This window comes from Williamsia sp. MIQD14 (assembly GCF_051025635.1).
Classification (GTDB): domain Bacteria; phylum Actinomycetota; class Actinomycetes; order Mycobacteriales; family Mycobacteriaceae; genus Williamsia_A.
Map to the genome: position 1 here is coordinate 565156 of NZ_JBPFDG010000002.1, position 26019 is coordinate 591174.

28 protein-coding genes are annotated in these 26019 nt (G+C 69.4%); 16 read left to right on the plus strand and 12 right to left on the minus strand.

The window, feature by feature from the left end:
* Nucleotides 1–3: 3 nt before the first annotated feature.
* A complete protein-coding gene (locus ACQ7HM_RS10135; RefSeq protein WP_434216127.1) occupies nucleotides 4–525 on the minus strand; it encodes an O-acetyl-ADP-ribose deacetylase in 522 nt (173 codons plus the stop codon).
* On the minus strand, nucleotides 522–1457 hold the full coding sequence (locus tag ACQ7HM_RS10140; protein WP_434216128.1) for an ADP-ribosylglycohydrolase family protein: 936 nt from the start codon (nucleotides 1455–1457) through the stop codon (nucleotides 522–524). Before ACQ7HM_RS10140 ends, ACQ7HM_RS10135 begins: the two co-directional genes overlap by 4 nt.
* Nucleotides 1458–1526: 69 nt before the next feature.
* Between ACQ7HM_RS10140 and ACQ7HM_RS10145 the strand changes: the two genes are divergently transcribed.
* Together ACQ7HM_RS10145 and ACQ7HM_RS10150 are read left to right on the plus strand one after the other, a co-directional pair.
* On the plus strand, nucleotides 1527–2180 hold the full coding sequence (locus tag ACQ7HM_RS10145; RefSeq protein ID WP_434216129.1) for an NUDIX hydrolase: 654 nt from the start codon (nucleotides 1527–1529) through the stop codon (nucleotides 2178–2180).
* Nucleotides 2181–2260: 80 nt separating this feature from the next.
* Nucleotides 2261–3772 carry an APC family permease gene (locus tag ACQ7HM_RS10150; protein ID WP_434216130.1) on the plus strand — a complete coding sequence of 504 codons (1512 nt, stop codon included), beginning with the start codon at nucleotides 2261–2263 and terminating at the stop codon, nucleotides 3770–3772.
* 37 nt (nucleotides 3773–3809) lie between these two features.
* On the opposite strand, the gene ACQ7HM_RS10155 is transcribed toward ACQ7HM_RS10150, so the two are convergent.
* Nucleotides 3810–5297, minus strand: coding sequence for a DUF4185 domain-containing protein (locus tag ACQ7HM_RS10155; protein ID WP_434216131.1), 1488 nt, complete (start codon nucleotides 5295–5297; stop codon nucleotides 3810–3812).
* A gap of 195 nt (nucleotides 5298–5492) precedes the next feature.
* Between ACQ7HM_RS10155 and ACQ7HM_RS10160 the strand changes: the two genes are divergently transcribed.
* A complete protein-coding gene (locus tag ACQ7HM_RS10160; RefSeq protein ID WP_434216132.1) occupies nucleotides 5493–5702 on the plus strand; it encodes a DUF2510 domain-containing protein in 210 nt (69 codons plus the stop codon).
* Nucleotides 5703–5715: 13 nt separating this feature from the next.
* Here ACQ7HM_RS10160 and ACQ7HM_RS10165 read toward each other — a convergent pair whose 3' ends face one another.
* On the minus strand, nucleotides 5716–7032 hold the full coding sequence (locus ACQ7HM_RS10165; RefSeq protein ID WP_434216133.1) for an esterase/lipase family protein: 1317 nt from the start codon (nucleotides 7030–7032) through the stop codon (nucleotides 5716–5718).
* A gap of 93 nt (nucleotides 7033–7125) precedes the next feature.
* Between ACQ7HM_RS10165 and ACQ7HM_RS10170 the strand changes: the two genes are divergently transcribed.
* On the plus strand, nucleotides 7126–7566 hold the full coding sequence (locus ACQ7HM_RS10170; RefSeq protein ID WP_434216134.1) for a DoxX family protein: 441 nt from the start codon (nucleotides 7126–7128) through the stop codon (nucleotides 7564–7566).
* Here the strand turns inward: ACQ7HM_RS10170 and ACQ7HM_RS10175 are convergent.
* Nucleotides 7554–8501: a dienelactone hydrolase family protein gene (locus ACQ7HM_RS10175; RefSeq protein WP_434216135.1), complete on the minus strand. Its 948-nt coding sequence runs from the start codon at nucleotides 8499–8501 to the stop codon at nucleotides 7554–7556. The genes ACQ7HM_RS10170 and ACQ7HM_RS10175 overlap by 13 nt on opposite strands.
* Before the next feature lie 295 nt (nucleotides 8502–8796).
* Here ACQ7HM_RS10175 and ACQ7HM_RS10180 point away from each other — a divergent pair, with 295 nt between their 5' ends.
* The 3 genes from ACQ7HM_RS10180 to ACQ7HM_RS10190 all read left to right on the plus strand — a co-directional run bounded on the left by ACQ7HM_RS10180 (nucleotide 8797) and on the right by ACQ7HM_RS10190 (nucleotide 12570).
* Nucleotides 8797–9069, plus strand: a complete 273-nt coding sequence (locus tag ACQ7HM_RS10180; protein WP_434216136.1) for a GlsB/YeaQ/YmgE family stress response membrane protein — start codon at nucleotides 8797–8799, stop codon at nucleotides 9067–9069.
* 310 nt (nucleotides 9070–9379) lie between these two features.
* The gene (locus tag ACQ7HM_RS10185) at nucleotides 9380–10633 is read left to right on the plus strand and encodes a glycosyltransferase (RefSeq protein WP_434216137.1); all 1254 of its coding nucleotides are present in this window, start codon (nucleotides 9380–9382) and stop codon (nucleotides 10631–10633) included.
* Nucleotides 10630–12570, plus strand: coding sequence for an ArnT family glycosyltransferase (locus tag ACQ7HM_RS10190; RefSeq protein WP_434216138.1), 1941 nt, complete (start codon nucleotides 10630–10632; stop codon nucleotides 12568–12570). Before ACQ7HM_RS10185 ends, ACQ7HM_RS10190 begins: the two co-directional genes overlap by 4 nt.
* Nucleotides 12571–12654: 84 nt before the next feature.
* On the opposite strand, the gene ACQ7HM_RS10195 is transcribed toward ACQ7HM_RS10190, so the two are convergent.
* A complete protein-coding gene (locus ACQ7HM_RS10195) occupies nucleotides 12655–13113 on the minus strand; it encodes a MarR family winged helix-turn-helix transcriptional regulator (RefSeq protein ID WP_434216139.1) in 459 nt (152 codons plus the stop codon).
* 113 nt (nucleotides 13114–13226) lie between these two features.
* Between ACQ7HM_RS10195 and ACQ7HM_RS10200 the strand changes: the two genes are divergently transcribed.
* Both ACQ7HM_RS10200 and ACQ7HM_RS10205 read left to right on the plus strand, forming a co-directional pair.
* Entirely contained in the window at nucleotides 13227–14543 is a 1317-nt protein-coding gene (locus tag ACQ7HM_RS10200) for an MFS transporter (RefSeq protein WP_434216140.1), read from the plus strand.
* A gap of 16 nt (nucleotides 14544–14559) precedes the next feature.
* Nucleotides 14560–14994 carry a universal stress protein gene (locus tag ACQ7HM_RS10205; protein WP_434216141.1) on the plus strand — a complete coding sequence of 145 codons (435 nt, stop codon included), beginning with the start codon at nucleotides 14560–14562 and terminating at the stop codon, nucleotides 14992–14994.
* Between the two features lie 6 nt (nucleotides 14995–15000).
* Here the strand turns inward: ACQ7HM_RS10205 and ACQ7HM_RS10210 are convergent, their stop codons facing one another.
* Nucleotides 15001–15480, minus strand: a complete 480-nt coding sequence (locus ACQ7HM_RS10210; RefSeq protein ID WP_434216142.1) for a MarR family winged helix-turn-helix transcriptional regulator — start codon at nucleotides 15478–15480, stop codon at nucleotides 15001–15003.
* A 102-nt stretch (nucleotides 15481–15582) separates the two neighbouring features.
* Between ACQ7HM_RS10210 and ACQ7HM_RS10215 the strand changes: the two genes are divergently transcribed.
* From ACQ7HM_RS10215 to ACQ7HM_RS10225, 3 genes are all read left to right on the plus strand, one after another.
* Nucleotides 15583–16779 carry an FAD-dependent monooxygenase gene (locus tag ACQ7HM_RS10215; protein ID WP_434216143.1) on the plus strand — a complete coding sequence of 399 codons (1197 nt, stop codon included), beginning with the start codon at nucleotides 15583–15585 and terminating at the stop codon, nucleotides 16777–16779.
* 74 nt (nucleotides 16780–16853) lie between these two features.
* Nucleotides 16854–18044 (plus strand): TY-Chap domain-containing protein, encoded by a 1191-nt coding sequence (locus ACQ7HM_RS10220; RefSeq protein WP_434216144.1) that lies wholly within the window; start codon nucleotides 16854–16856, stop codon nucleotides 18042–18044.
* A 71-nt stretch (nucleotides 18045–18115) separates the two neighbouring features.
* Nucleotides 18116–19441: an immunity 49 family protein gene (locus ACQ7HM_RS10225; protein WP_434216145.1), complete on the plus strand. Its 1326-nt coding sequence runs from the start codon at nucleotides 18116–18118 to the stop codon at nucleotides 19439–19441.
* Here ACQ7HM_RS10225 and ACQ7HM_RS10230 read toward each other — a convergent pair.
* A complete protein-coding gene (locus ACQ7HM_RS10230) occupies nucleotides 19402–20130 on the minus strand; it encodes a haloacid dehalogenase type II (protein WP_434216146.1) in 729 nt (242 codons plus the stop codon). The genes ACQ7HM_RS10225 and ACQ7HM_RS10230 overlap by 40 nt on opposite strands.
* Complete coding sequence (locus ACQ7HM_RS10235; protein ID WP_434216147.1) at nucleotides 20127–20906, minus strand: acyl-CoA thioesterase domain-containing protein; 780 nt, start codon at nucleotides 20904–20906, stop codon at nucleotides 20127–20129. Before ACQ7HM_RS10235 ends, ACQ7HM_RS10230 begins: the two co-directional genes overlap by 4 nt.
* A 140-nt stretch (nucleotides 20907–21046) precedes the next feature.
* Between ACQ7HM_RS10235 and ACQ7HM_RS10240 the strand changes: the two genes are divergently transcribed.
* Nucleotides 21047–21799, plus strand: coding sequence for a hypothetical protein (locus ACQ7HM_RS10240; RefSeq protein WP_434216148.1), 753 nt, complete (start codon nucleotides 21047–21049; stop codon nucleotides 21797–21799).
* Between the two features lie 98 nt (nucleotides 21800–21897).
* The gene (locus ACQ7HM_RS10245; RefSeq protein WP_434216149.1) at nucleotides 21898–23091 is read left to right on the plus strand and encodes a TY-Chap domain-containing protein; all 1194 of its coding nucleotides are present in this window, start codon (nucleotides 21898–21900) and stop codon (nucleotides 23089–23091) included.
* Here ACQ7HM_RS10245 and ACQ7HM_RS10250 read toward each other — a convergent pair whose 3' ends face one another.
* The gene (locus ACQ7HM_RS10250) at nucleotides 23092–23724 is read right to left on the minus strand and encodes an N-acetyltransferase (RefSeq protein ID WP_434216150.1); all 633 of its coding nucleotides are present in this window, start codon (nucleotides 23722–23724) and stop codon (nucleotides 23092–23094) included.
* Nucleotides 23725–23796: 72 nt separating this feature from the next.
* Between ACQ7HM_RS10250 and ACQ7HM_RS10255 the strand changes: the two genes are divergently transcribed.
* Complete coding sequence (locus ACQ7HM_RS10255; RefSeq protein ID WP_434216151.1) at nucleotides 23797–24813, plus strand: hypothetical protein; 1017 nt, start codon at nucleotides 23797–23799, stop codon at nucleotides 24811–24813.
* Between the two features lie 160 nt (nucleotides 24814–24973).
* Complete coding sequence (locus tag ACQ7HM_RS10260; RefSeq protein WP_434216152.1) at nucleotides 24974–25138, plus strand: hypothetical protein; 165 nt, start codon at nucleotides 24974–24976, stop codon at nucleotides 25136–25138.
* A gap of 13 nt (nucleotides 25139–25151) precedes the next feature.
* On the opposite strand, the gene ACQ7HM_RS10265 is transcribed toward ACQ7HM_RS10260, so the two are convergent.
* Nucleotides 25152–25493 carry a DUF1801 domain-containing protein gene (locus ACQ7HM_RS10265; protein WP_434216153.1) on the minus strand — a complete coding sequence of 114 codons (342 nt, stop codon included), beginning with the start codon at nucleotides 25491–25493 and terminating at the stop codon, nucleotides 25152–25154.
* A 40-nt stretch (nucleotides 25494–25533) separates the two neighbouring features.
* Nucleotides 25534–25941, minus strand: a complete 408-nt coding sequence (locus ACQ7HM_RS10270) for a hypothetical protein (RefSeq protein ID WP_434216154.1) — start codon at nucleotides 25939–25941, stop codon at nucleotides 25534–25536.
* Between the last annotated feature and the right edge of the window lie 78 nt (nucleotides 25942–26019).

The following is a 26019-nucleotide window of genomic DNA, read 5'->3' on the forward strand; positions in this document are numbered from 1 at the left end:
GCCCTACCGCCCGGAGCGGTCGACGGCGGTGCGGGTCAGGCGTTCGATCTGTGTCGAGTAGGCGACGAGGCTCACCAGGTCGACCGACACCTCGGCCTCGCGGACCGCGCGAACCTGCTGTGCCACAGCGTCACCGACCGGCCACCCGTACGAGCCGCCGGAGATCAGCGGGAACGCGATCGAGGTCGCCCCCATCGAGTGCGCGAGCAGCAGGCAGCGCGCGTAGGCCAGGCGCAGCACGTGCGACCGGTCGTGGGTGGACGAGTGGCGCGGACCGACGGTGTGGATCACCCACCGTGCGGGCAGTGCCCCGGCGGTGGTCGCGACAGCGGCGCCGGTGGCGAGGCCGTCGGGCAGAGTGGTCGCCCGGATCAGTCGACACTCGTCGGTGATCGCCGCGCCGCCCGCGCGGTGGATCGCGCCGTCGACACCGCCCCCACCGAGCAGCGACGAGTTGGCCGCGTTGACGATGACGTCGCTGCGCAGGGTGGTGATGTCGCCTCGGACGACGTCGATGACGGTCATGGGGTCTCCTTCAAGGGTGCGGTGTCGGCGCCGGTGATGCGGTCGGCGGTGACGACGAGGTCGGTGGTCGTGAGGCCGGGGTACCCGTGGAGCAGGCGTTTCCACTCCTCGGGGATCGCCGCGGTGCCCGCGCAGGCCCCGGCCAACCCGCCCGCGATGGCGGCGGTGGTGTCGGTGTCGTTGCCGGCGCGCACGCAGCGTTCCAGCGTCTCGACGACGTCGCCGTCGGCACCGCAGATCGCCCACCAGGCCGTCTGCAGCGCGTGGACCACCCAGCCGTTGTTCGGGAATTCTGCGGGCGTTCCGTACTGGGCGGCGTCGAGGAGCGGTCCCCAGTGGTCGCGCACGTCGGTGGGCGCGGCGTCGAGCCAGATCCGCACGCCGTCGCGTGCTCCGGTGCGCACCCCGTGGGCGATCCCGGCCGACCACATCTGACACGCCTCACGGGCGCGGACGTCGGCGTGGGTGAGGTCGCTGATCGCCCCGGCCGCCCGCGCGCAACCGGGCGCGTCGTCGAGGAAGGCCAGTGCGACCGGCGCGGTGCGCATCAACGACCCGTTCCCGCCGGTGCGGCCGGGCACCGCCGCGGCGGCCGCGGTCATCGCCGCGGCCGACGGGCTGCGCCGGCTCAGCACCGACCGTGTCTGGTTCCCGATGTCGGGTGGCGAGGTGTCGTACCAGCGGACGAAGGCCGCTGCGATGGCGTCGAGGTCGGCGACACCGGGCGCCAGACCCTCGGCCACGCACATCGCCATCGAGGTGTCGTCGGTCCACTCCCCCGGCGCCCAGTCGAACGGTCCGCCGCCGATCATGTCGATCACGACATCGTCGGCGGGATAGGTGAACTCGTAGCCGGCGCCCAGTGCGTCACCGGCGCCGCTGCCGATCAGGGTCGCGACCGCGCGGTCACGCTGGTCAGTGGTCAGATGCATGGCGACCTCCTCGTTCTTTAGATCAACTCTGCGCTAAAGGTTAGCGCAGAAACGCGCTATAGTCCAGCAATGGTGTGGCGAGACGACCTCGGCAGGGCGTTGACCGATCACCCGCGTCCGTCGGTGGCCGTCGACGTCGCGGTCCTGACGGTCCCTCAGGACGATCGCCACGACCACCGCCTGCACGTCGTGGTCGTCGAGGGGCCGCACGGCGTCGCGCTGCCGGGGACATTCCTGCACCCCGGCGAACGCCTCGCCGACGCCGCCGTACGCGCGCTGCGCACGAAGGTCGGGGTCAGCGACCTCGCCTTCCACCAACTCGCGATGCACGACGACCCCGCGCGCGACGACCGTGGTTGGGTGCTGTCGATGGCCCACGGCGCGGTCATCCCCGCCGGAGCACTGCCCGCCGACACCCGGCTCGTCGCCGTCGTGGACGGCCGCCCGGCGCAGCGTCTCGCCTTCGACCACGACGAGATGGTCACCCACGCCGTCGACGATCTGCGGACGCGGTACGCCGACCGACCCGACCCCGATCACGTTCTCGGCGAACGATTCACCCTGCTCGACCTGCGGCGCCTACACGAGGCCGTCGCCGACCGCGAGCTGCCCAAGGACACCTTCCGACGAAGGATGCTGCCGTTCCTGCGCGGCACCGGGGAGTTCTCCACCGCCGACGTCGGCCGACCCGCCGAGCTGTTCGTTCCCCGCCCTGCGCCCTGAAAACAGACGAACCGGACACGCCCGGAAGTGGACGGGCGGTTCGGTGTCGAGGCGAATCCGCGTCGGGCTAGCGTCAGATCATGAGCATGAGAGACCTGAGCGTGTTGCGAACCAAGACGGTCGAGGCCATACAGCGCGACGCCGCCGCCGGTGCGGGTGACGGAGAGGGCAGCGGCCTCCGCAAGTCCCTGCGCACCCGCGACCTCGTCGGCTTCGGCGTCGGAATCGTGATCGGCACCGGCATTTTCACGCTGACCGGCATCCAGGCGAAGGAGAACGCCGGTCCGGCGGTGGTCATCTCGTTCCTCATCGCAGGCATCGTCAGCATGCTCGCCGCTCTCTGCTACGCCGAGCTCGCCTCGGCCGTCCCCACCGCGGGCAGCGCCTACACCTACGCCTACGCGACCCTCGGCGAGGTGTTCGCCTGGATCATCGGGTGGGACCTCGTGCTCGAGTTCGCCCTCGGCGCCGCGGTCGTCGCACGTAGCTGGTCGGGTTACCTCGCCGATCTCTTCGACCTGCCGCCGTCGCTGTTCACCGAGGAGTCGACCGTCAACGTCGGTGCCGTCGCCCTGGTGCTGGTGCTCGGCGTGATCGCCGCGGTCGGGGTGAAGGAATCCGCGCGCGTGACCAACACCCTGGTGTTGGTGAAGGTCGCCATCTCGGTGTTCATCATCGTCGTGGGCGCGTTCTTCATCAAGAAGGCCAACCTCATCCCGTTCGTGCCGCATTCGGAGCCGACCACCACGAAGGTCGCCACGTTCGATCAGCCCCTGCTGCAGTGGATCGGCGGGTTCGAGCCGGCCACGTTCGGCATCTCCGGGGTGTTCACCGCCGCGGCCGTGGTCTTCTTCGCCTACACCGGTTTCGAGGCGGTCGCGAACCTCAGCGAGGAGACGAAGAACCCCGCGCGCTCCATCCCGCGCGCCATCCTCATCGTGCTCGGCCTGTGCACCACGCTCTACGTTCTCGTCGCGTTCGTCGTCACCGGCATGGTGAAGTACACCGACCTCGACTCCAGCGCACCCATCGCGAAGGCCTTCGACGCCAACGACGCCAGCTGGGCGGGCACCCTCATCGCGATCGCCGCGGTCGCCGGACTCACCTCGGTCACGCTGGTCGACATCATCGCCATGAGCCGCATCGGTTTCGCGCTGGGCCGCGACGGTCTGCTCCCGCAGTCGGTCGCGAAATCGTCACCTCGATTCGGCACACCGTTCCGCTTCACCATCGGCACCACGATCTTCGTGGCGATCCTCGCCGGACTGGTACCGCTCACCGACCTGTCGGAGATGGTCAGCATCGGCACGCTCTTCGCGTTCCTCATCGTCTCGATCGCGGTGCCGATCCTGCGCCACACCAAGCCGAACCTGAAGCGCCCGTTCCGCGTCCCGCTGAGTCCGGTGGTCCCGATCATCTCCGCGCTGGCGTGCATCTACCTGATGCTCAACCTCGTCGTCGCGACCTGGGCACGGTTCCTGGTGTGGCTCGCGCTCGGGCTCGCCATCTACCTGTTCTACGGCCGCCGCAACGCGCGACTGGCCAAGGCACAGGCCGACGACACGGCTGCCGGCGAGAAGACGCTGGGCTGAACGGTTCTGGGCTGAACCCTTCTGGGCTGAACCGTCCTCAGTTGGTGCGGACGTGCATCAGGTCCACGTTGTACGAGGTGTACGTCGTGGCCGTGAAGTACAGATCCTTGTCGGTCGAGAACGGGTGCATGAACCCGCCGTAGAGCTGCGGGTACTTCGCGCTCGACATGAGGTTCGTCGGCTCCGACCACAGGCCCTGCGGAGACCTCGACTGCCGCAACACGATCGCGCCACGCAGCACGTCGAGGTACGTCGCCTGCCACAGCTTCGAGCGCTCCTCGTACCGCACCGACAGCTCACCGGTGGGGCCACCGAAGATCGGTGACGCGTTCTCACCGTTGTTGGTGGGGACCCAGTTCCCGTTGATCCAGTACTGGTAGGCCGACTTGTTGAGCACGTCGGCGGTGGGGACGCGGGCGAGGCCCGTGCTGCCGAGTCGGCCGTTGGGGGTGCCGAACATGTAGACGTAGTCACCCTGCGGGACCATCGACGAGACCTGGAAGTTCGCGAGCCCGAACATGTTGTCCCAGCGGGCGTACTGCGAGTTGGTCCACGTGGAGCCGCCATCGTCCGACCACGCGAGACCGCCGTAGTTGGTGAACCACTGACCGGGCAGCGTGAAGTTGTTGATCGACATGTAGCTCATGTACTGCCGGTTGCCGATGGCGAAGCCCGACGTCGGGATCGTCGTCTGCTCGGCGTAGTTCACCTTGCGGCTGGCGATGAGCTCCGCTGCGTGGCACCGGCTGTCCTGCACCATCGTGTCGATGGACATGCCGTCGGCGAGCTTGGAGTCCTCGCTGAACCCGAGGGTGTTCGAGCGCCAGTCGCCGCCGTTGGCGCCCGGCGGACGGAACCCGCGACCGAAGGTGTCGCCGAACGCGACGGCGACCTTGTTCGGGGTGGCCTTCCACATGATGCCGAGGTCGGTGCCGTTGACCTGGAAACGCTTGTCGGTGCGACTCGTCGAGCCCTTACCGGTGAGCTGCGCGACGTAGTTGAGTCCACCGGCGCGCGGATTGGGGAGTTTCGGCGTCACCGATCCCGGCGTGGTGCCGGGGATGAGGCGCGGCGGACGGGCCTGCCCGGGCGGCGGGGTGCCACCGGGGACGGGCACCGGCAGCGTGAGGAACGGCCGCGGGGTGATGGTGATCTTGGGGATCGGGATGTTGCCCGAACCGGTGGGGACCTGCGCCGCGGGCTTCGGCGGATCGGTGATGTCGGGGCAGGGGTCCTTGCAGGGATCCTTCGGCGTCGGCTGCGACGGGATGCGCTGCCGCGAGTTCTGCGGCCCGAACTGCGGGACGGGCTGCAACTTCAGGTAGGGGACGTTGAAGTCGACACGCGGCGGCACCTGCGGGAGCGGGCTCCCGGGGCTCGGCGGCTGGGGGAGGTCGTTGGCACATCCCGAACTCGGCAGCACCACACGCGGCGCCGGTGCCGCGAGTGCAGGGGCCCCGATCGCGATGGGTGCCAGCGCACAACCGGTGACGACGACCGCGAGAACTCTGCGCAGCACGGACATGTACCCCTCTACAGCTCTGGTGACAGACGAGTGAATTTAACATGTGTACAGCAGCCATTGCGGTTGTCTCGCGATCGATCCGCGCTCGACGCGCGTTCGAGACAGTCCGGTGACACCCCGAGCGACACCGCCGACCACCTGCGACTTCGCGGGTGCGGCCGCATTCGGGACCCCGGAGCGGACATACTCACAGCCATGGGTGTGCTGGTGACGGTGATCGTCGTCGTGGTCGTGGTGGTCGCCGTCGGGGTGGTGTTCGCCCTCGTGCGGGCATCACGGGAGAAGCCGCCGCCCATCCCCGAGGGCTGGTATCCGGATCTGCACGATCCGTCGATCGAGCGGTTCCACGACGGTTCGGCGTGGACCGAGCAGACGCGGCCGAATCCCGAGGAACTCGACCGCTGACAGCGACCCAGACCTAGCAGCGACCGAGGTCCGACGACGGTGGGCGAACCGGGCTCGGGCCCGCGGGGGCGCCGGCGGTGAGTTGCTTCTGCATCGGCATGGTCGGCGAGGTGTCGAGGCGGGCGAACAGCCAGTCGTAGACCTCGTCGTGGTTGAGCAGCGTGAAGTGGTTGGCCGCGGTGATCGCGAATCCGTCCTCGTCACGGAACCCGATGTGCCGCTTCTTGTCGCGACCGTTGGCGCTGGGCACCAGCACCAGTCCGTCGCCGATGATGCGCCCCAGCGGATGGCGCGGGTTGCGGGTCACCGACGCCGAGACGAAGCAGTGGGTGGCGCCCTCGAGCAGCGGGACCTCCTGCACGGCGGCCACGCGGAGCGCGTCGAGGTCACGGCCCGACCAGTCCTCGTCGACGAGCGATCCGTGGAACAGGTCGCGCACGCCGGCACTGCGCCGACGGAGCAACCGCGCGAACGGGCGCGACTCGGGCAGCTTGTCCAGCGCCGCGGACAGGTAGTGCACCGACCGGGCCAGCGGCGCCCCGAGGTGCGGGGTACCGAGCGACACCACGTGGCGCACCCGCGACACCCACTCGTGGTCGGCCAGCGCCGCACTGTGGCAGCCGCTGCGAACGACGAGCCCGCCCATGGAGTGCCCGACCAGCGCGATCTCGTCGACCTGCGTCGGCCAGTTGTCGACGAGACGCGACAGCAGATCGTCGAGTTCGCGGCCGTTCTCGGAGATGTGGCGGCCGGTGTTGAACCGGATCTGGACCTCGGTGGCGCCGAGGTCGTCGCCCAGGCGCTCGCCGTAGGTGGGTCGCCCGCCAATGCGCCAGGCCAGTTCGGTCTCCATCAATCCGTGCAGGAACACCACGATGCGGCCGGTGGCCCGCGGGAACGCCTCCGCCAGTGCTGATCGTGTCGGGGCGACGGGGACACCGTCGACGCGGATCGTCATGCCCTCGGCTAGGGGGCTGCCCTGCGCGTTGAGGTGGTCACCGATGAGGCCGTTGACCGCGGCGATCGCGAACGCGCCCTTCGAGGTCTGTGACGGTGGGCGTCCCCAGCCGTCGGCGGTCTGGCCGGCGATCTCCGACGCGGTGTCGCACACCGCGGTGATCACCGAGTACGTGCCGGCCGCGATCGAGTCGTGCAGGATCTTCGAGGGCGTGACGAAGTCGCCCAGGCCGAGGCGCAGGCCGGCGAAGATGTGTTCGGAGAAGGCCGAGTGGACCTTGGCGATGCCGGCGGTGGCGTCACCCAGTTCGGCCAGCGCGAGACGGGACAGCTCGCGGACCTCGGTGCGCCGCTGCTGGGCCAGATCGTTCATGGCCTCAGTGTACGACTGTTCACTGAAGCTGTCCGGCACATGTGACGCGTTCGTCGCACACCGATCGTGGCCCCGGTCGGGCACGATCGTTCTGTGACCCCGACCCGTGACGCCCCGAACCGTACGTGGCCGCGCAACGCCGCACGCGGCCTGCTCGGCGGATTCCTGATCTTCGCCGGGACCGCGCACCTGTTCTTCGCCCGCGACACCTTCCAGGCTCAGGTGCCCGACTGGGTGCCACTCGGCAAGGACTTCGTGGTGCTCGCCTCGGGTGTCGTCGAGCTGGTGCTGGGAGTGGCCCTGCTCGCGCTCCACCGCCACCGGGTGATCGTGGGCTGGATCGTCGCCGCGTTCTTCGTGGCGGTCTTCCCCGGCAACATCTCGCAGTACGTCACCGGGACCGACGCCTTCGGCCTCGACACCGACACCGGACGCCTCATCCGACTGTTCTTCCAGCCACTGCTCATCGCGTGGGCGCTGTGGTGCACCGGGGCGTTCGCCGCTCTGCGCGCACGGTCGTCTCAGCCGAGGTAGCGGCCGAACCAGCCGAGGACCTGGCCGTAGACCTTCTCCGCCTCGGGCTGCTTGTACCGGGTGCCGGTGTCGTTGAAGAACGCGTGGTCGACGTCGGGCACCGTCTCGACCTGGTAGTTGATCCCGGCCGCCTTCAGTGCCGCCTCCGCCTGCGGCCGAGACGCGTTGACGCGTTGGTCGAGGCCGGCGTAGATCGCGAGCACCGCGGCCTGCCTCGACCCGGCGAAGTTCGCGCCCTCGGGCAGCGGACCGTAAAACGGGACGGCGGCAGCAATGTCGGTGTCGCCCGAGGCCAGCAGCGACCACACCTGCCCGCCACCGAAGCAGAACCCGATGACGCCGATCTTCTTCCCGGGGACCCGCTTGCGGAGTTCGGCGATGCCGGCCTTCATGTCGGCCACGAACCGGGCCTGCGGCACGTTGCCGAGCGCCGCGGTCGCCCGCGCGGGGTCGTCGAACGTTCCGGTGCCGCCCTCCTCGGAGAGCAGGTCGATGGCGAGCGACGAGTAGCCGGCGCCGGCGAGCCGACCGGCGATCGTGCGGATGTGGTCGGTGAGGCCCTTGTTCTCGTGGATGACGAGCACGGCGCCCTTGGCGTCGGCGGCCGCGGCGTAGGCGCCCCGCAGCGTGCCACTCGGTCCGGCGAAGGTGATCGCCTCGGTGCCGACGGCGGTCGACATCCCCGGCGCCCCCGCGGTGTTCGATGAGGAGGTGCCCGCGGCGTTGGGCGTCGCGGCCGAGGCGTTGCCCGACGATGTCGCCGAGGCCGTGCCCGAGTCGCTGCTGTCGGTGCTGCAGGCGGCGAGGACGGCGGTCGCGGCGGTGGCCGACAGGCCCAACAGCCCGAGGCGACGCATCGCCTCCCGGCGCCCGAACATGCCGTCGGCGTGATCGATGGCGATCTCTTCGGCGATGTACTGCTTGAACTCTGTCATCTAGGTCCTCACAACTCCCGGCGTGATGGTGGCTCCCCCACTATGCCCGCGGCCGATGAACGATGTCCGAATTCGCCGTCGGCGACCGACCGTAGAGCGCAATACGTTCGTGACCTTTCGCGAGAAAGCAACACGGTTGTGCGTCACCCGACCGGATGACGCGCCGACACCGACTCCACGGTGCTACACCGAGGTGCACACGAAATACGAAGACCCTCGGGGCGTTCAGAAGTGAGATCCCCTTCCTCGCCGCGGTCGGCACCGCCGACCGTCGCGAACCCCGAAGGAGCTCACCATGTGGACTGTCATCTCCGCCGTCATCGGCGGCCTCATCATCGGCGCGCTCGCCCGTCTCGTGTTGCCCGGTAAGCAGAACATCGGCGTCATCATGACGATCGTGCTCGGCATCCTCGGAGCCCTCATCGGATCGTGGCTCACCTACCAGTTCGGCTACAGCAACGACAACGGCGGCTGGAAGGTCGTGCCGTTCATCGTCGGCATCATCGTCGCCGCGGTCCTGATCTTCGCCTACGTCTCGATCACCGGACGTCGCAAGGTCTCGCACTGATCTGACCCAGACCCGACGGCGCCCTGTCGCCGTCCACCGAGGGGCCGGCGGCTTCTGCACATCGCGGAGACGCCGGCCCGTGGCGTCTGTCGGGCACGACGTTCCCTGGGAGTCCGCTGTGTGTCCGCGGGCGAAAACCCCTGTCGATTCGGGCATCTCGCGCATCTCGACGATGACGTTGGTCACCATCGACGGTTCTCCGCCGCCATCTGTGGCCCCACTCGCGAACCGGTCGTAGTCTCGGTCTTTAGCACTGCTCAACATCGGGTGTATCCGACACCCGATCACCGCAACCGCGAGGCCGCACACGATGACTTCCAGGCACCCGATCGCCTCCCCCGAGATGGAGGTGACCCTCGACCGGACGCCACCGCACCCCACCCTCGACGTCGTGATCCCCGTCTTCAACGAGGAATCCGACCTCGAGGACTGCGTGCGTCGCCTCGACGCGCACCTCGCGACGACACCGTTCTCGGCGCGGATCACCGTCGCCGACAACGCCAGCACCGACCGCACCCTCGCCGTCGCACGCGGTCTCGCCGAGACCCTGCCGCGGGTGCGTGTGGTGCACCTCGAGCAGAAAGGTCGCGGGCGGGCGCTCAACGCGGTCTGGCGGGAGAGCGACGCCGAGGTGGTCTGCTACATGGACGTCGACCTGTCCACCGACCTCAACGCACTGATGCCGCTGGTGGCGCCTCTGTTGTCGGGACATTCCGACATCGCCATCGGGTCGCGCCTGTCGCGCTCGGCCCGGGTGATCCGGGGAACCAAACGCGAGTTCATCTCCCGCGGCTACAACCTCATCCTCCGCACCGCGATGCACGCCCGGTTCACCGACGCCCAGTGCGGCTTCAAGGCGATCCGCACCGACGTCGCGCGGCGACTGCTACCGCATGTGGAGGACACCGGCTGGTTCTTCGACACCGAGATGCTCGTGCTCGCCGAACGCGTGGGGCTGCGCATCGCCGAGGTGCCCGTCGACTGGATCGACGACCCCGATTCGAAGGTCGACATCGTCAAGACCGCCACCGAGGACCTCAAGGGGTGCTGGCGCGTCGCCCGCGCCCTGGGCAGCGGCGACCTCCCCATCGCCGAGCTGCGAGCGACTATGGGGCGCAATCGACTCGACGAACCCGAGGTGTCCGGGGTGCCGCGCGGCATGATCGGTCACCTCGTCCGATTCGGCATCATCGGTGTCGCATCGACCATCGCGTTCGCGCTGCTCTACCTCGCGCTGCACCCCCTCGTGGGCGCGCAACCCGCCAACTTCCTGGCCCTCCTCATCACCGCGGTGGTGAACACGTGGGCCAACCGGGCCTTCACCTTTGGGGTGCGGGGCCGCGACGGCGCCGTCGGTCACCAGATCCAGGGCATCGCGATCTTCGGGGTCGGATGGGCCATCTCGGCCCTCGCGCTCTACGTGTTGCACGCCGATTTCCCGCACGCCGACAAGCACGTCGACCTCGCCGTGCTCATCGGCGCCAACCTGCTCGCCACCGTCGTCCGCTTCGTCTCGTTGCGCTGGGTGTTCGGTCGCCACCTGCAGAAGGAGTCCCTCGCATGACCGCCACCGTCTCGGTTCCCGCGGACACCGCGCCGACCGTCGGACGCGCCGCGCGCGACACCGGATCGGACCGGGCTCACCGCATCGCGTTCGTCGCGCTGATCATCGGCACCGCGGTGCTCTACCTGTGGGACCTGTCGATCAACCGCTACGCCAACGATTTCTACGCCGCGGCCGAACAGGCGGGGTCGCAGTCGTGGAAGGCGTGGTTCTTCGGCGCCTCGGATGCCGCGAACTCCATCACCGTCGACAAACCTCCGGTGTCGCTGTGGATCTCCGGTCTCGCCGTGCGGGTCTTCGGTCTGAACTCGTGGTCGATCCTGGTGCCGCAGGCCCTGATGGGTGTCGCCGCGGTGGCGCTGATCTACGTCATCGCCCGCCGCGTCGCCGGCCCGTGGGCCGGTCTCGTCGCGGGTGTCGTGCTGGCCCTGCAACCCGTTGCCGCGGTGATGTTCCGGTTCAACAACCCCGACGCCCTGCTCGTGTTGCTGCTGATCGGCGCAGCCTGGGCGACCCTGCGCATCCTCGACGACGGTTGCCTGCGGTGGGCGGTCCTCGCCGGCGGCCTCATCGGACTGGCGTTTCTCACCAAGCAGCTGCAGGCACTGTTGATCGTGCCGCCGATCGCCGTGGTCTACCTCGTCTGCGGTCCGACCGCCGTGCGCACGCGCATCGTGCATCTGCTCGCCGCGCTGGGTGCGGCGATCGTGGGCGCGGGATGGTGGGTGCTGACCGTCGAGTTGTGGCCGGCCGGTTCGCGCCCGTACATCGGCGGCACCGAACACAATTCGATCATCGAGCTCACCCTCGGGTACAACGGTCTCGGACGCCTCACCGGTGACGAGGGTTCCGGCCTCGGCGGTGCGAGAGGTGCCGGCGGGTCGGGCGGTTCGGCCGAGGGCATGAACCGGATGCTCGCGGCGTTCGGTGGTCAGACCGGCATCCTGCGGATGTTCTCCCCTGCGGTCGGTGGACAGGTCGGGTGGCTCATCCCGGCTGCGCTCGTCCTCGGTGCCGCGGCGATCGCGGTGCGGGGCCGGGTGGCGCGCACCGATCTCGAGCGCGCCGTTCTCGTGTTCGCGTGGTTGTGGTTGTTCTCCAACGCAGTACTGATGAGCTATATGGCCGGGATCTTCCACCCGTACTACACCCTGGCCCTGGTGCCGCCGATCGCGCTGCTCGTCGGCATCGGGTCGGTGCGCGGTTGGCAGCACCGCGAGACACTGTGGGTGCGTGGCGTTCTCGTCGTCTCGGTGATCGTGACCGCCGTCCTGGCGGTGATCGTGCTCGGCCGCACACCCGACTTCCAGGCGTGGTTGCGCCCGTTCGTGATCGCCGTCGCGGTGATCGCGGTCGTGGGCCTCGTCGTCGAACGGTTCCGCCCGGGGCGATGGGCCACCCGCGCGGTGGTCGTGGCCGCCGTCGTCGTGGGGCTCGCCGGACCACTGGCCTACACCCTCGACACCGTCGGGACCCCCCGCGTCGGCGGACTGGCCACAGCGGGTCCGAAGACGGGGACGTTCCCCGGATTCGGCAATGCGCCGCGGGCGATGGCGCCCGGTGCGCAACAGGCCGCGAAACGCATGTTCACCGGGGAGGCGCCGCCGCGCGCGGTGACCGACCTGCTGGCCCGCGACGCCGACGACTACCGATGGGCCGCAGCGACGGTGAGTGCGTTGTCGGCGTCGGGATACCAGCTCGCGATCGAGAAGCCGGTGATGCCGGTCGGCGGGTTCTCCGGCGGCGACCCGTCACCGACCCTCGCGCAGTTCCAGCGCTACGTCGCCGATCACCAGATCCACTGGTTCATCGCCTTCGCCAGCCCGATCCCCATGCGCGAGAGCACATCCGCCTCGGCGCAGATCACGAGCTGGGTCATGGCCCATCACCGTCCGCAGATCGTCGACGGGGTCACCCTCTACGACCTCAACCCCTGACCCCACCCGCCAGTTGGGCCGTCGTTCCCGCCAGTTGGGCCGTCATTGGCCGCAGTTGGGCCGTCGTTCGCCGCAGTTGGGCCGTCAGGCGAGCCGCTCATCGGACTTGAGTTCGCGGAGGCGCGTCATCGCCGGCACCGCGGCGGCCAGCGCGTCACGCTCGTCGTCGGTGAGACGGTCGAGCACCGACACCACCGTGTCGGCACCGGCCCGTCGTCGTTGTTCCACGTAGTCGCGGCCTCGGTCGGTCACGCTCACCAGCGACGCCCGCTTGTCGCTCGGATCGCTGCGGCGAGTCACGTGGCCCAAGCGTTCGAGAGCGGTGACCAATGCTGTCATCGACGGCTGCGTCACGCCCTCCGACGCGGCGAGGTCGGTCACCCGCCGCGGGCCGAGTCGGTTCAGTGTCGAGAGCGTGGCGACCGAGGTCAGGCTCATGTCGCGGGGCATCCCCCGGACGAGTTCGGTCATCAGCGCGTACACGGTCTCGCCGATCTCACGGGTGATCGCCGGGTCGTCGACGGTCGAGGTTGGCTTGCTCATGCCGCCAGCATAGATCGATCCGAGGGATTGCATAGGGGTTTTATATAGAGTATCTATGGATAAGTGGGCGCTCAACGGCGCCACCGACGATCGACGCTCCACCAGGAGGAACCGTGGCACACACGCACAGCTCCGGGTCGTTTCTCGACTCGTTCCGCCAGCCCAAGGCCGTGTGGGCGGTTGCCTTCGCCTGCGTCATCTCGTTCATGGGCATCGGCCTCGTCGACCCGATCCTCCCGTCGCTGTCGTCGCAGCTCGACGCGACACCGTCGCAGGTGACGTTGCTGTTCACGAGCTACCTCGTGGTCACCGCGGTCGCCATGCTCATCACCGGGTGGTTCTCCAGCCGCTTCGGCGCGAAGCAGACGCTCGTGGTCGGCCTCGTCATCATCGTCATCTTCGCGGCGCTGGCCGGTTTCAGCGGCAGCATCGCTGAGATCGTCGGTTTCCGCGCCGGATGGGGCCTGGGCAACGCCCTGTTCATCGCGACGTCACTCGCGGTGATCGTCGGTTCGGCGACAGGCGGTTTCGGCGGCGCGATCATCCTCTACGAGGCCGCACTGGGCGTGGGTATCGCGTCGGGACCGCTGCTCGGTGGCGTGCTGGGCAACATCAGTTGGCGCGGACCGTTCTTCGGCGTCGCCGTGCTCATGTTGATCGCACTGGTCGCCACCATCGCCTTCGTCCCCTCGACCCCCAAACCCGCCGAGAAGTCGTCGATCCTCGAGCCCATCCAGGCCCTGCGGCACCGCAGTCTCGCGACCACGAGTGTGACCGGCCTGCTCTACAACTGGGGCTTCTTCACCATCCTCGGGTACGCGCCGTTCCTCATGAACCTCTCGGCACTGAAGTTGGGTGCGGTGTTCTTCTGCTGGGGCATCCTCGTCGCGATCTTCGCGGTGTTCGGCGCCCCGATGCTCAAGTCGCGCTTCGGGACACCGAAGACGCTCTACGGAGCGCTCGTCGGCATGGCGCTGGCCTGCCTCGTCATCGGGATCTTCTCCGGCAGCCAGTCGGTCGTCATCGGCGCCACCATCGCCTCGGGGATCTTCGTGGGGCTCAACAACACCCTCGTCACCACCGCGGTCATGAGCATCGCACCGGTGCAGCGATCGGTCGCCTCGGCCACCTACGGATTCGTGCGCTTCATCGGCGGCGGCCTCGCGCCGTTCGCGGCGGGCAAGCTCGTCGAACACTACAACGACCACGTGCCGTTCATCCTCGGCGCCGTCGCCGTCGTGATCGCCGCGGTGGTGCTGTCGACGGTGCACGGCGCGCTCACCGACGCCGACATCGAGGAGCAGCAGACCGAGTCGCACGAACGCGCAGACGCCGAGAGCGCGGTGACCGAGATCCCCGCACTCGAGGGCGAGGCCGTGATGGCCGAGACCGCGTTGCGCGAGGACCGCGCCGTCGCCCAGCGTCGCTGACCGAAGGCACCCCACGATGCCCGCACCGAACCCCACCCCGATCGACCGCCGCACCCTGCTCGTCGGGGTCGACGGATCCGACACCTCCTGGCGCGCACTGTTCTACGCGCTCGGACAGGCCACGCGCGATGCGTCGGCGGTGATCGCGGTGAACGTCGTCCCCATCACGGTGGCCACCACCAGCGCCACCGTCGCCGGGTGTGCGGCCCTGGTGGACGCCGGGCAGCGGATCGAGGCGGAGATCGCCGAACTCGGGGCGCAGTCCGACGTCGACATCCGCTTCGAGACCACCGTCGGTGACCCCGCGGGCTCACTGGTGCGCCTGGCCGGTGAGCACCACGCCGACGGCATCGTGATCGGCGCGAGCACCACGCTGGTGCACCGCATCTTCGGATCGATCGCCGGCCGTGCGGTGCGCAACAGCCCCTGCCCGGTGACCGTCGTCCCCTGAGAACCGTTACGTCGGCGGCGGATCCGGCCGCTCGATGTGGGCGACCATCGTGCGGTGCAGGTCGGCGAGGAACGCCTCGAACTGTTCGAGGACCTCGGTCGGATAGTCGGCCATCATCGCGTCGATGCTCTCCCCCAGGGGCCCGAAGAACGCGTCGGCGTGGTCGTGCACCGACGGACCGCTGCGCAGGGTGACCACCCGGCGGTCGGAGTGCTCGCGGGTGCGCACGATGTGGCCCGCCGCCTCCAACCGGTTGAGCAACGAGGTCGTCGCGCCCGAGGTCAGATGGATGCGCTCGGCGAGACGTGCCGGGGACAGCGGCATGCCCTGGTCCTCGAAGTAGACGATGTCGATGAGCGCCTCGGCGTCGGTCGTGTGCAGGCCGAGAGAATCGGCGAAACGTCGGCCGAACTGGTTGAAATCGGCTCCGTACCTCTGCAATCCGTCGAGCAGGCGCTCGCGGTGACCGCTCGCATCGTTCGACACCGCGCACCTTTCGTCGACGTTGACAACCACGCCAACGGTGGATACCTTGATCATCAAGTTACTTCATCAAGAAGCCTACTACGTGACGACAGGACGATGGCGATGACCACTGTATTGATCTCCGGCGCGTCGATCGCCGGACCCACCGCGGCCTACTGGCTGGCGCGCGCCGGGTTCGACGTCACCATGGTCGAGCGGTTCGACGGGCTGCGGCCCGGCGGCCAATCGGTCGACGTGCGCGGTGCCGGTCGGACGGTCGCGCGGCGGATGGGGGTCGAGGACCTCATCCGCGCGGCCGGCACCGGCGAGAAGGGCCTGCAGTTCGTCGACACGAACGGAAAGGTGAAGGCGGCTTTCGCGGCATCGGATTTCGCCGACGGCAACGGACCGACCGCCGAACTGGAGATCCTGCGCGGCGATCTCGCGCGCATCGTGTTCGATGCCGCCACCGCCGCCGGCGCGCAGACCGTCTTCGGCGACACCATCACCGATCTCGACGACGACGGCGCGGGCGTCCACGTCACGTTCGCCCACGGCGCGGCCCGCACGTTCGATCACGTCATCATCGCCGAGGGCATGCGTTCACGCACACGACGACTCATTGTCGACGATGCCGACGCCATCCGCCCGCTCGGCATGTACACCTCGTACTTCACGATCCCGCGCGCCGCATCCGACACCCAGTGGGCGTCGTGGTGTTCGTTCCCGGGCAGTCGTTCCGCACTGGTCCGCCCCGACACCCACGGCACCACCCGAGCGGCATTGTCGTTCATCACCGATGAGCAGGGACTCGACGCACTCGACACCGCCGGGCAGAAGGCGCAACTGCGTGCGCGGTACGGCGACGACGGGTGGGAGATGCCCCGCGTGCTCGACGGCATGGACGCCTCGACCGATTTCTACTTCGAGGGCATCGGCCAGGTGAAGCTTCCCACCTGGGGCTACGGACGCGTAGTGCTGCTAGGGGATTCGGCGTACTGCGCCTCTCCGGTCAGCGGCATGGGGACGAGCCTGTCGCTGGTCGGCGCGTACGTGCTGGCCCACGAGATGATCGCCGGCGGTGACGCGTTCGCCCGCTACGAGTCGATCCTGCGGCCCTACGTCGCGCAGGCGCAGAAGCTGCCGCCCGGTACACCGCGGGTGGCCAACCCGAAGTCGCGGCTGGGCGTCCGTCTGCTCAACGCCGCGGCCTGTGTCGCCGCGTCGCGGCCGGTGCAGTCGATCGCCGCTCGGTTCTCCTCCCCGCCCGCCGACGCGATCGATCTGCCCGACTACCCGTCGCCGGTGCGTCCCGGCTGACCTGTCGGACCACGGTCGTACCCTTCCCCGACACCCGCCACCACCGGCAGGGCGACGCGACGGGAGGGGCAGGCGTGGACGACACCGACTTCGACTCCGCCGTCGAGTCCGCGTGGCGCACGTTCCGCATCGATCTGGCCGACCGGCTGGCCCGACTGCAGCGCGGCGACGACCTCGAGATCGTGCAGTCGACACGGGACCTGCCCGACGGCCCCCGCGGTCGGCTCACGTTCACCGTCACCTCCCGACATCGGCTGCAGTGCACCATCGACGCCGCTGACCTGCACACCACCCCCGACTGCCACCTCGACCAGGTGCAGCGACTCGATGCGGCCGGATGGCAGTGGCTGCGCGGTGCGCAGGGACGCCACGTCTTCGAGTGCGGGCGCCGCGAGGTCGACGCCCTCGCCCTGCAGGCCCAGACCGCGCTGCGCGAGATCTGGGACGTGCTGCACCCCGGCTTTCTCGTCGGGGACCCCACACCGGTGCCCGCGGAGTCCGAACTCGCGATCGGTGTGGTGGTGCGCACGGTCGACCAGCTGCGCGCCCTGGCCGTCGAAGCACTCACCGAGGCGACCGACCATGCGGTGGTCGTCGATTCCGACGGCGACATCCAGGTGCCGGTGGGGACCCTCGGATCGTGGCTGCGGGTGTGTGACGACGAACCGCATCTCGAGTTCTTCGCCTGCATCGTCGACGAGGTGCCTGATGTCGCCGGCGCTGCGCTCTACCTCGCCACCCACGCCGCTCGGTGGCCGAGTGTGGGGCTGAGGCTCATCGACACCCACATGTACGCGACGCTGCGCCTGGGGTGCGCGACGTTCCATCGCGCGAATCTGATCGCTGCGCTGCGCACCTGGACCGAGTTCCTCATCGACGACGTGCCGACGATCGATGCCGCCTTGGCGACACCTCCGCCGGCCGTCGACGACGGCGCGGTCCCTGCCGCGCTGATGCGCGTGCACCACCTGTCCCGCTACGGCCCGAAGCCGGGCCCGCTGACCGTGATGGGGTTGTGCGGGGACAACCGACGGACCGCGATGGACTACATCAGAGCCGCGCTCGGCCAGGTGAAGTCCCTGAACGCGGCCGCGGAGTGGGCCACCGACGAGGGCGACATCGACGAGGCGAGAGCCTGCCGCGACGAGGCCACCGAGTGGCGCGCGACGATGCTGCTGATCACCCAGTCGCTGCGCGTGGCCCTGCGCCGCGAGCGGCTGCGGCGCGACACCCCACCCGATCAGCGGCGCCCGCCCACGGGCTGATCGTCACGATCACGCGTCCGATACGTTTGTCCGGGACCACCCATCGAGACACGGCCTCAGGAGTTCGACCGGTGAACACACGCGTCGTCGTCCCACGACACGAGCTCGCACTCGACCTCGACGACGACTCGGCGCGCGAGGAGATGTCCCGAGACGCCGCGTGGTGGCGCGAGAACTCCTCCGGGCCCGACGAGCTCGCGGCGTGCATCGCCGCGGAGGAACGGTTGTTCGGTCTGCTGTGTGCCGCCGATCCCCGCGGCGACGACCTCATCGGTGTCGCGCGCCTCCTCACCGATCACCACACGGCGCTGTTCGACCCGCGCGAGTCGCGTGCATCGGTGCACACGGTGGATCGGTGGTCGGCCCTGTACTGGTGGGGCCGGCTCTCCATCGGCAGCAGCGCGTTCACGGCTGCGCAGAACGTCTCCCCTGCACCGATCGTCGGTGCGGCGTCCCCGCATCAGGCCCACCTGCATCGCGGGCTGGTCGCACTGGGCGCCGCGTCCCCCGACTGGCACGCCGAGATCTCTCTGGCGGCGCGAACACTGGGCCACGCGAGCGGTACCGCGGCGGAATCGGCGTGGTTCCTCGACCGGCCCGTCATCACCATCCTGGGAGCGCTCTGGGACGGCGACCGGGACGGTCTGACCGCCTCCGTCGACCAGGCCCTGCACGCCCACCGCGCGTACTGGACGGCCACGGCACCCCGGCGGGCCGATCCGCGCGGGATGTTCTCGCTGCCGATCACCGCGGTGTGTCAGCTCGCGCAGGCGTCCGGCATGGCCGTGGACGTCGAATCGCCGTACGTGCCCGACGTCGTTCTGCAGTCCGACTGGTACGTCGACCCGGTAGCGGACACCTGGGCCGACGGCCAGACCCTCGACGATCTGCAGGCGAGGCTCGCCGAGGCCATGGTCGCCCTCGAGACCCCCGCGCTGCGCGTCGAGTTCGTCGGCGACACGACACCGACCGACCGCCATCGCGGCGTGAGCCTGCGCGCGGCGAGCCAGTCGATCATGTTGCTCGCCCGCGAGTCCGAGGCCGAGGTCACCGAGGTGCCGATGCCCGCGGGCATGCGGACGGAGTCGGCCGGCGACCTGTTCTACCGACTGGTGCTCGACGCCGACGAGACCGAACTGTTCGTCGCCGTCGCGGCCCTGGGCCCCGACGGCATCCGAGCGCAGCGCACCGTGGGAGGCGTTGTCCACGAACAGGGATCGCGCACCTATCTGCTCGATCTGCTCGACGAAGTGCAGGCGCTCGACCCCGACCTCGCGCGGGCACTGACCCGCGCGATGGTCAGCGGACGGATGCGCTCCATCGTCACCACGCCGCAGCTCGACGCCGCGGGCGCCTATCAGCGATATGTGTTCACCGAGAGCGACATCCAGCGCTGACGAGTCCAGGTCAGAGGACGCCGGCGAGATCCACGAGCGACGCGACCTCGATGTCGGGCGTGCCGAAATGCGCGGGATAGGTTGGCCCCGGTGCGGTTGATCCACGCCGTGCGCATGCCGACACGGCGCGCACCCTCGAGGTCCCAGGGGTGCACGGCGACCATCAGCGCCTCGACCCCCGCCACGCCGGCCGACCGCAATCCGTGTCGGTAGGCGGCCGGTGACGGCTTCCAGGATCCGGCGTCGTTCGCCGAGAGGTACGAGTCCATCGACGCTCCGGCCGATGTGTCGCCCAACAGCTTTCGTGCGACGTCGGTCGATCCGTTGCTCAGCGTGATCACCCGGACACCGGCCTGCGCCAGCGCGACGATCCCCGGCACGACATCGGCGTGCGGTTGCGCGGCGACCATGGCCGTCATGATCGCCTGCGCCGCGGCGTCGAGGTCGGCGTCGGACCGGTCCGGGTGTGCGGCACGGACCATCGACCGGGCGACGTCGGTACCGATCGCGGCGTAGGAGGCGTTGTCGCCCACCACGGTGGCCGCGAACCCGTCGCGCAGCACCGCGAGGTACCAGGCCCGCTCGTCACCGGCCTGCAGACCGGCGTCGGTGAACGCCGGTGCCACCGAGGCGAGATCGGAGAGGGTGTCGTTGACGTCGAGGAAGGCTGCGACGGGTCGGCGGTTCACGAGAACGCCCGGGTGTTGTTGAGCGCGGTGACCATTCCCGACCCGATGGGACCGTGGAGGTCGTACAAGGTGGTGGTGCCGACGGCGATCCCTGCGGTGTCGATGTGGGAGTCCTCCCGGACGCCGACCCACTCCCCCTCGGGCAGTCGCGAGAGCGCGACGGTGAGGTCACCGTTGATGTAGCCGACCCACTCTGTGCCCATGTTGGTGACGAGGCTGGTCCACTCGGCGGTCGTCACCGCCCGCACGTAGGGGCTCGGCGGGCGGTCGGCGGTCATCGGGAGCACGTTCCACCAGGCGGTGCTGCGGTCGGCGTCGAGGTGTTTCTCGAGTTCGCTGGTCCAACCGACACTGTCGGAGTGATACCAGGTGACTGCGTCGGGCTCGTCGTCGACGGGCGGCGCGGGCACGGTGTCGTCGGCACGCCAACGGTCGCCGGGGGCGTTCTCCGACATCCGGTACTGCACGTACATCGCCGTCGCGACGAGGGTGTCGTTCTGGAACGCCTGCGCGCGGGAGACCTTGATGCGCGAGCCGGTGCGGATCTCCTCGGTCCGCACGACGGTGGGCGCGGTCTTGAACGCACGGAGCAGTTCGAAGGTGGTGCGCGCGGGCAGGAAGCCCTCGAGGTGCTGCTCGTCCTCGAGAACCTGCGCGAGCAGGCCGACCACTGCCGGGCCGGCGACGTGGTCGTCACCCCAGGCGCTCTGGGCGTGGTCGTTGGCGCGGTAGGCGACCTCACCATCGTGGGAGATGACCTCGAAGAACGGCTTCATCGATTCACACTCTCACAGGGCTTCCCCCGTGCCGACCACCACTGTCGGACCCCGGCCGTATCGTCGGCGACCCCCAGACCACCAGCTCACCCGAGGAGCCCGCCATCAGCACCCGCCCCACCCTCGACCCGCATCGTCCGGTGCATGTCGTGTTCGCCGCGCCGTGGGAGTCGATCGACCGTCACGGGTCCGGCCGTACCACCGACGAGACGTGGTGGACCTTCCCCGACGATGTCGCCGACGGTGACACCGTGGTCACCGTCGTGCAGGGACGCGAGGCGGCGGTCCTCGGGGTGTCGGTGCTGCGCATGGGCACCGATGAGGACGACTGGGATCTCGACCCCGCCGACCCGTGGGTGTCGGACCCGCTGTCGGCGGCCGCGATCACCCGGCGGGCGGGGACCGCCGTCACCGTCGATCCGCGCACGCTGCACCGCACGGAGGGCGCCGCGGTGATCGACGCGATCGTCGCCGAGTGTGCCTCACCGACACCGTGGTTCGCGCTCGGCTCGTCCTGCGCGAACGTCGACACGATGGGCGTCGCATGGCCCGACAGTTCCTGGGGATGCACCGGATGCGGCCGACGATGGGCCGGGAAGACCAGTCCGCGGCTGCAGCGCCACCGGATGGACGACGAGCCGTACAACGACGTCGGCTGGGTCGCGCTGTGTCCCAGCTGCCACGACATCGTGCACCAGCCGCTCGGCCCCAGCGTCGACGAGCTGATGTTCGGCAACCGACCGGCCTGCCCGGTCTGCAACGAGCACCGCACGTTCCGGGTGCTGTGGGGCATGCCGGTGGGGCCGCCGCCCTACGGCACCCTCGGCGCGGGGTGTGTGGTCATCGGCGACGCCCCGACCCGCCGCTGCGGGTCCTGTGGCCACGAGTGGTGACCGCGGGGTCGACGAAGACTGTCGGACCCCTGCGCTAGCGTCGAAGACGAAGAGCAGCACAACGATTCGACGCCCCGTCGATTCCGGAAGGAGGCGCCATGCGCACCCACTTCGATCTCGACGATGCCGTCGCCGCGGCCTGGCGGTCGTTCCGCATCGACCTCGCCGATCGACTCGCACTCCTCGAGCGGGACGACACGATCCTCGTCGCCCAGTCGACGGTCGAGTTCCCCGAGGGACCGCACGGCGCCATCCGGTTCTCGGTCACCGGATCGCGTCGGGTCCGGGCGACGGTGGTCGCCTCCGACCTGCACCCCACCGAGGCATGCCGCCTCGACCAGGTCGCCGTTCTCGGCGAGCTGGGCTGGCGACAGCTCCGGAGCGGGAGCTTCGTTCTCGAATCGGGCCGTCGCGGGGTCGACGGGCTCGCCGTGGCGGTCGAGAGCACCCTGCGCCGCGTGTGGGAGGTGCTGGACCCGTCGTTCCTCGCTGCCCCCGGTGCCGTGGCCGCCGCGCCACCGCTCGAGCCCGACATCCCGATCGGTGTCGTCCCGACCGATCAGACGCATCTGCGGCACCTGGTGGTGGAGGCGATCGAACGCATCACCGGCACCGAGATCAACGTCGACTCCGACGGCGACATCCGCATCCCGGGCGCGATCAGTTCGTGGATCCGCATCGCCGCCGACACACCCGCGATCGAGATGGTGGCGTGCATCGTCGAACGGGTCGCCGATCGCGACGCGGCGGGCCCCTACCTCGCCGCCCACGTGACCTCCGCCGGCACGGTCGGGATGCTTCTCGCCGACGACAGGGTCTTCGCGACGATGACGCTCGAGGCGTCGGTGTTCCATGAGCGCAATCTGTCCTCGACGCTCGCCGCGTGGCTCGACTTCCTCACCGACGACGCACCGGAGATCCGCAGTGCCCTCACCGACCGCCGACCTCCTGCCGACACCGACGACGTCGACGCCGAGGCGCTGCCCGAGGCGCTCATGACCCTGATCCAGCTCGATCAGGACGGTCCGCTCACCCCGGCCGAGGTCGCGCAGATCTGCGGGCACCACCGCGGCGACATCCTCGAGTTCATGCGCCTGTGCACGCTCGAGGAGATCAGTTGGGGGCAGCACGCAGACGCGGCCGACGAATCGGGTGACGGCGAGGAGGCCGCGGCGTGTCGACACGAGCAACACGCGTGGGCCGAGACGGTCACCGTGCTCCGGCAGGCCCTCCGATGGGTGGTGTTGCCACCGACTCGGCCGTCGGGTGAACGCCGACCGACAGCCCACTGATCACCGATGCGCGGGTGGACGATCCATCGACCACAGCGGTGTCCCGTCGACGAGGGCGAACTCCTCGCTGACGTCGAACTCGAACCGTCGGTACAGCGCCACGTTCTCCGCGCGGGTGCACACCAGATGGGCAGGGTGCTCGTCGGCATCGACGGAGGCGAGTCGGTGGTCGAGCAGGATCCGCGCGAGCCCGCTTTTCTGTGCGGCCGGCGTGACGCCGAGGTTCACCAGCGTCCAGTGGCGGCCTGTCGGCGCGTGGGCGTCGAGGCGGCGGCGCACGTCGAGACCCGCCACGAGCCGACCACCGAGCGCGCTCACGGTGCGGGGCGCGCCGCGCAGGGTCCGGCCCAGGCCGGCGAGGGTGCCGCCGCGGTCGGGACCGTCCCACGCCGCGACGGCGATCGGGCGTCCGGTGGGGTCGGTGAGGTGGTCGACGACGCCGATGCGGCTGTGCTCGTACCGGAGGCTCGCGGTGAAGTAGCGCGGCAGCGCGGCGTGCCTGCGGTCGGTGTCGGGCCAGATGACCGACATCAACGGATCGTCGGCGAAGGCCGAGGCCAGGGTGCGCGCGCACGCGTCGAGTTCCCGGGTCGTGGCGGCGGTTCGTACCTCGGACTGGGCCTGGGACGTCACGAGTCCCGATTCTGCCGTACCGATGACCGACCGCGTCTCAACTCGTTGCCGACGCTCACGTAACTTCAACTCATGGCGAGTGTCGAGTGGGTGCTCGCGGATCTCCGCGAACCCGGACGACCGGCCGTGCTCAGCCGCGAGGGTGTGCCGCGGGCACGGACGTCGCTGAGTCGCGCGCTCACCGATGCGTTCGGCGCGCGACGTGCCCGGTCGGTGGCGGTCGACCTCGATCGGTGGGCGCGTGCCCCGCGGTCGGAGAAGCCCGTTGATGTGGTGTTCGACGGCATCCGCTGTGTGCCGATCCCCGGTACATCGGCCGAGGTCGCGGCAGCGTGGGTGGCCTCGGAGTCGGAGGTCTCGCGCCCGCCCGGAGCTGCCGCCTTCTCCTGGGACTCGAGCGATCGCCGGTTCCGTGTCCCCGCCGAATCCGCCGCCCTGGTCGGCCGCCGCGTCGCCGGATCCGAACCGTCGACCGTGCTCAGCGCCGACGCACTGCGGTTCGTCGAGGTGGACGACACCATCGGGTTGGTGCAGGCGATGCTGGTCCCCGACCGGGGTCCCTGGACCGGGACGGCGACGTTGCGCCCGGGATCGAGCGATGCGACTCGTGCGTCGGTGAGCATGCTGCCGACCGGACCGTCGGCGTTGTCGGGGGTGATCTTCGAGGCGCCGAACCTGCCGGCGACGACGCGGGTCGAGTCGCTGGCGATGAACTCGATCGCGCGGGTGTCGAACATCCACGTGGTGGTGATGGACGTCGAGAAGATGCGGGTGCTGCGGTGGCTCACCGACCCGCCGAGCGGTATCGCGTGGAAGGGGCGCCGCGACAATCGCGACACCCCGCACCCCGACGACGTCCGTCGCATCTTCGAGGTCGCGAGCGGCGTGTTCGCCGGGACGCAGCACCGAGCCGCTCTCGACGGGATCCGGTTGCGGCGCCTCGAGGGCGGGTGGTTGATCGTCGACGCGGCAGGCGAACTCGTGGACGGGTCGGATCCGCCGTTGGTGATCATCCAGATGGTCGCGCGGGGCGTGTCCGACGAGCCCGACCCGGTGCCGCCCGACGACGACGGCCATCCGGGTCTGTGACGGGGCCTGTGGAATTCCGCTTTGCGGGCTGACCTGGACTTCGTTACCGTCAAGGACATTCCCGGTGCTTGCCCACTACGGCGTCGGACGCACACGATCTGCCCACTCACGCCGCCGGGCTCGATGCCGGCGGTGTTCGACGAGCGATTCGAGGTCCGCCATGACCACGGCGAGTATCAACACCAGCGGCGTCGACCGTCCGGCCGCCACCGCGCCCGACGAGGCCACCACCGAATACGTCGTCCGCCTGCGTGACGCGTTGGCTGCCCTCTATGACGACCCGCTGTCGCTGGAGGCCGGACGCCAGGTGTCGGCGCTGCTCTGACGAGCAGTCGCGCTCAGCTGCGGTTGTGGGCGACCGCCGCCTGGACCAGCGCGGTGAACGCGGTCTGATCGAACTCGTCGTCGGCCTTGATGTCGATGGCGCGCCGGGTCCCGGCGTCGAGGCTCGCGTTGAACACGTTGTTCGGATCAGGGAGCGACGCGCCCTTCGCGAACGTCAGCTTCACCTTGTCCTTGTAGGTCTCGAGCGTGCAGACGAGTCCGTCGCACGAAAAGGTCGGCACACCATCGGGATTCGAGGGCTTACGCCACTTGATCTCCTCGGAGATGTCGCCGTCGGCCCCGAGGATCAGACCCCGCAGGGTCGCGACCATCTCTTCACGCCAGTCTGTCGTCACGCGGTGAAGATTACCGCCGATGTCGGGGCTTGGACGGAGATCAAACGTCACGGAGACCGGCAGCAGCGGTCAGTCGAACGCCGTCCAGTTCTTGTCTGTGAGAGGCCAGCGCCGTCACGTTGAGCTGCGCCAGAATGAACTCTCCGGTCTGGATCGACCGCACGACGCAGTGCGAGTTCGAAATCAACTCACCGAAGGGAGATTCGAGGGCGCCGAATAACATGGAGCCGCATTCCTGCCCCGGAGTTGGCTTGCGCAGGTATCGCGTCCAACCCGGTGTTGCCGCGGTCATCGCCTCGGCGAACTGCAGCAGGTGGTCGGGCGGAACCGGAAGATCGGTGATTCGCCACGCTGTCGCCATCGCATTGGACACGAAGCGCTCCCCCGGTGACAGCTCGGACTGTCGACTGACCTCCTTGCCGTCGACCCACAGGTCCGACACCGTCACGAGCTCCGCATCTCGACGCACCTTCCGCCACCCCTCCGGCAGTCCAGTGATCGACAAACCTGTGCTCGTGAACTCCCG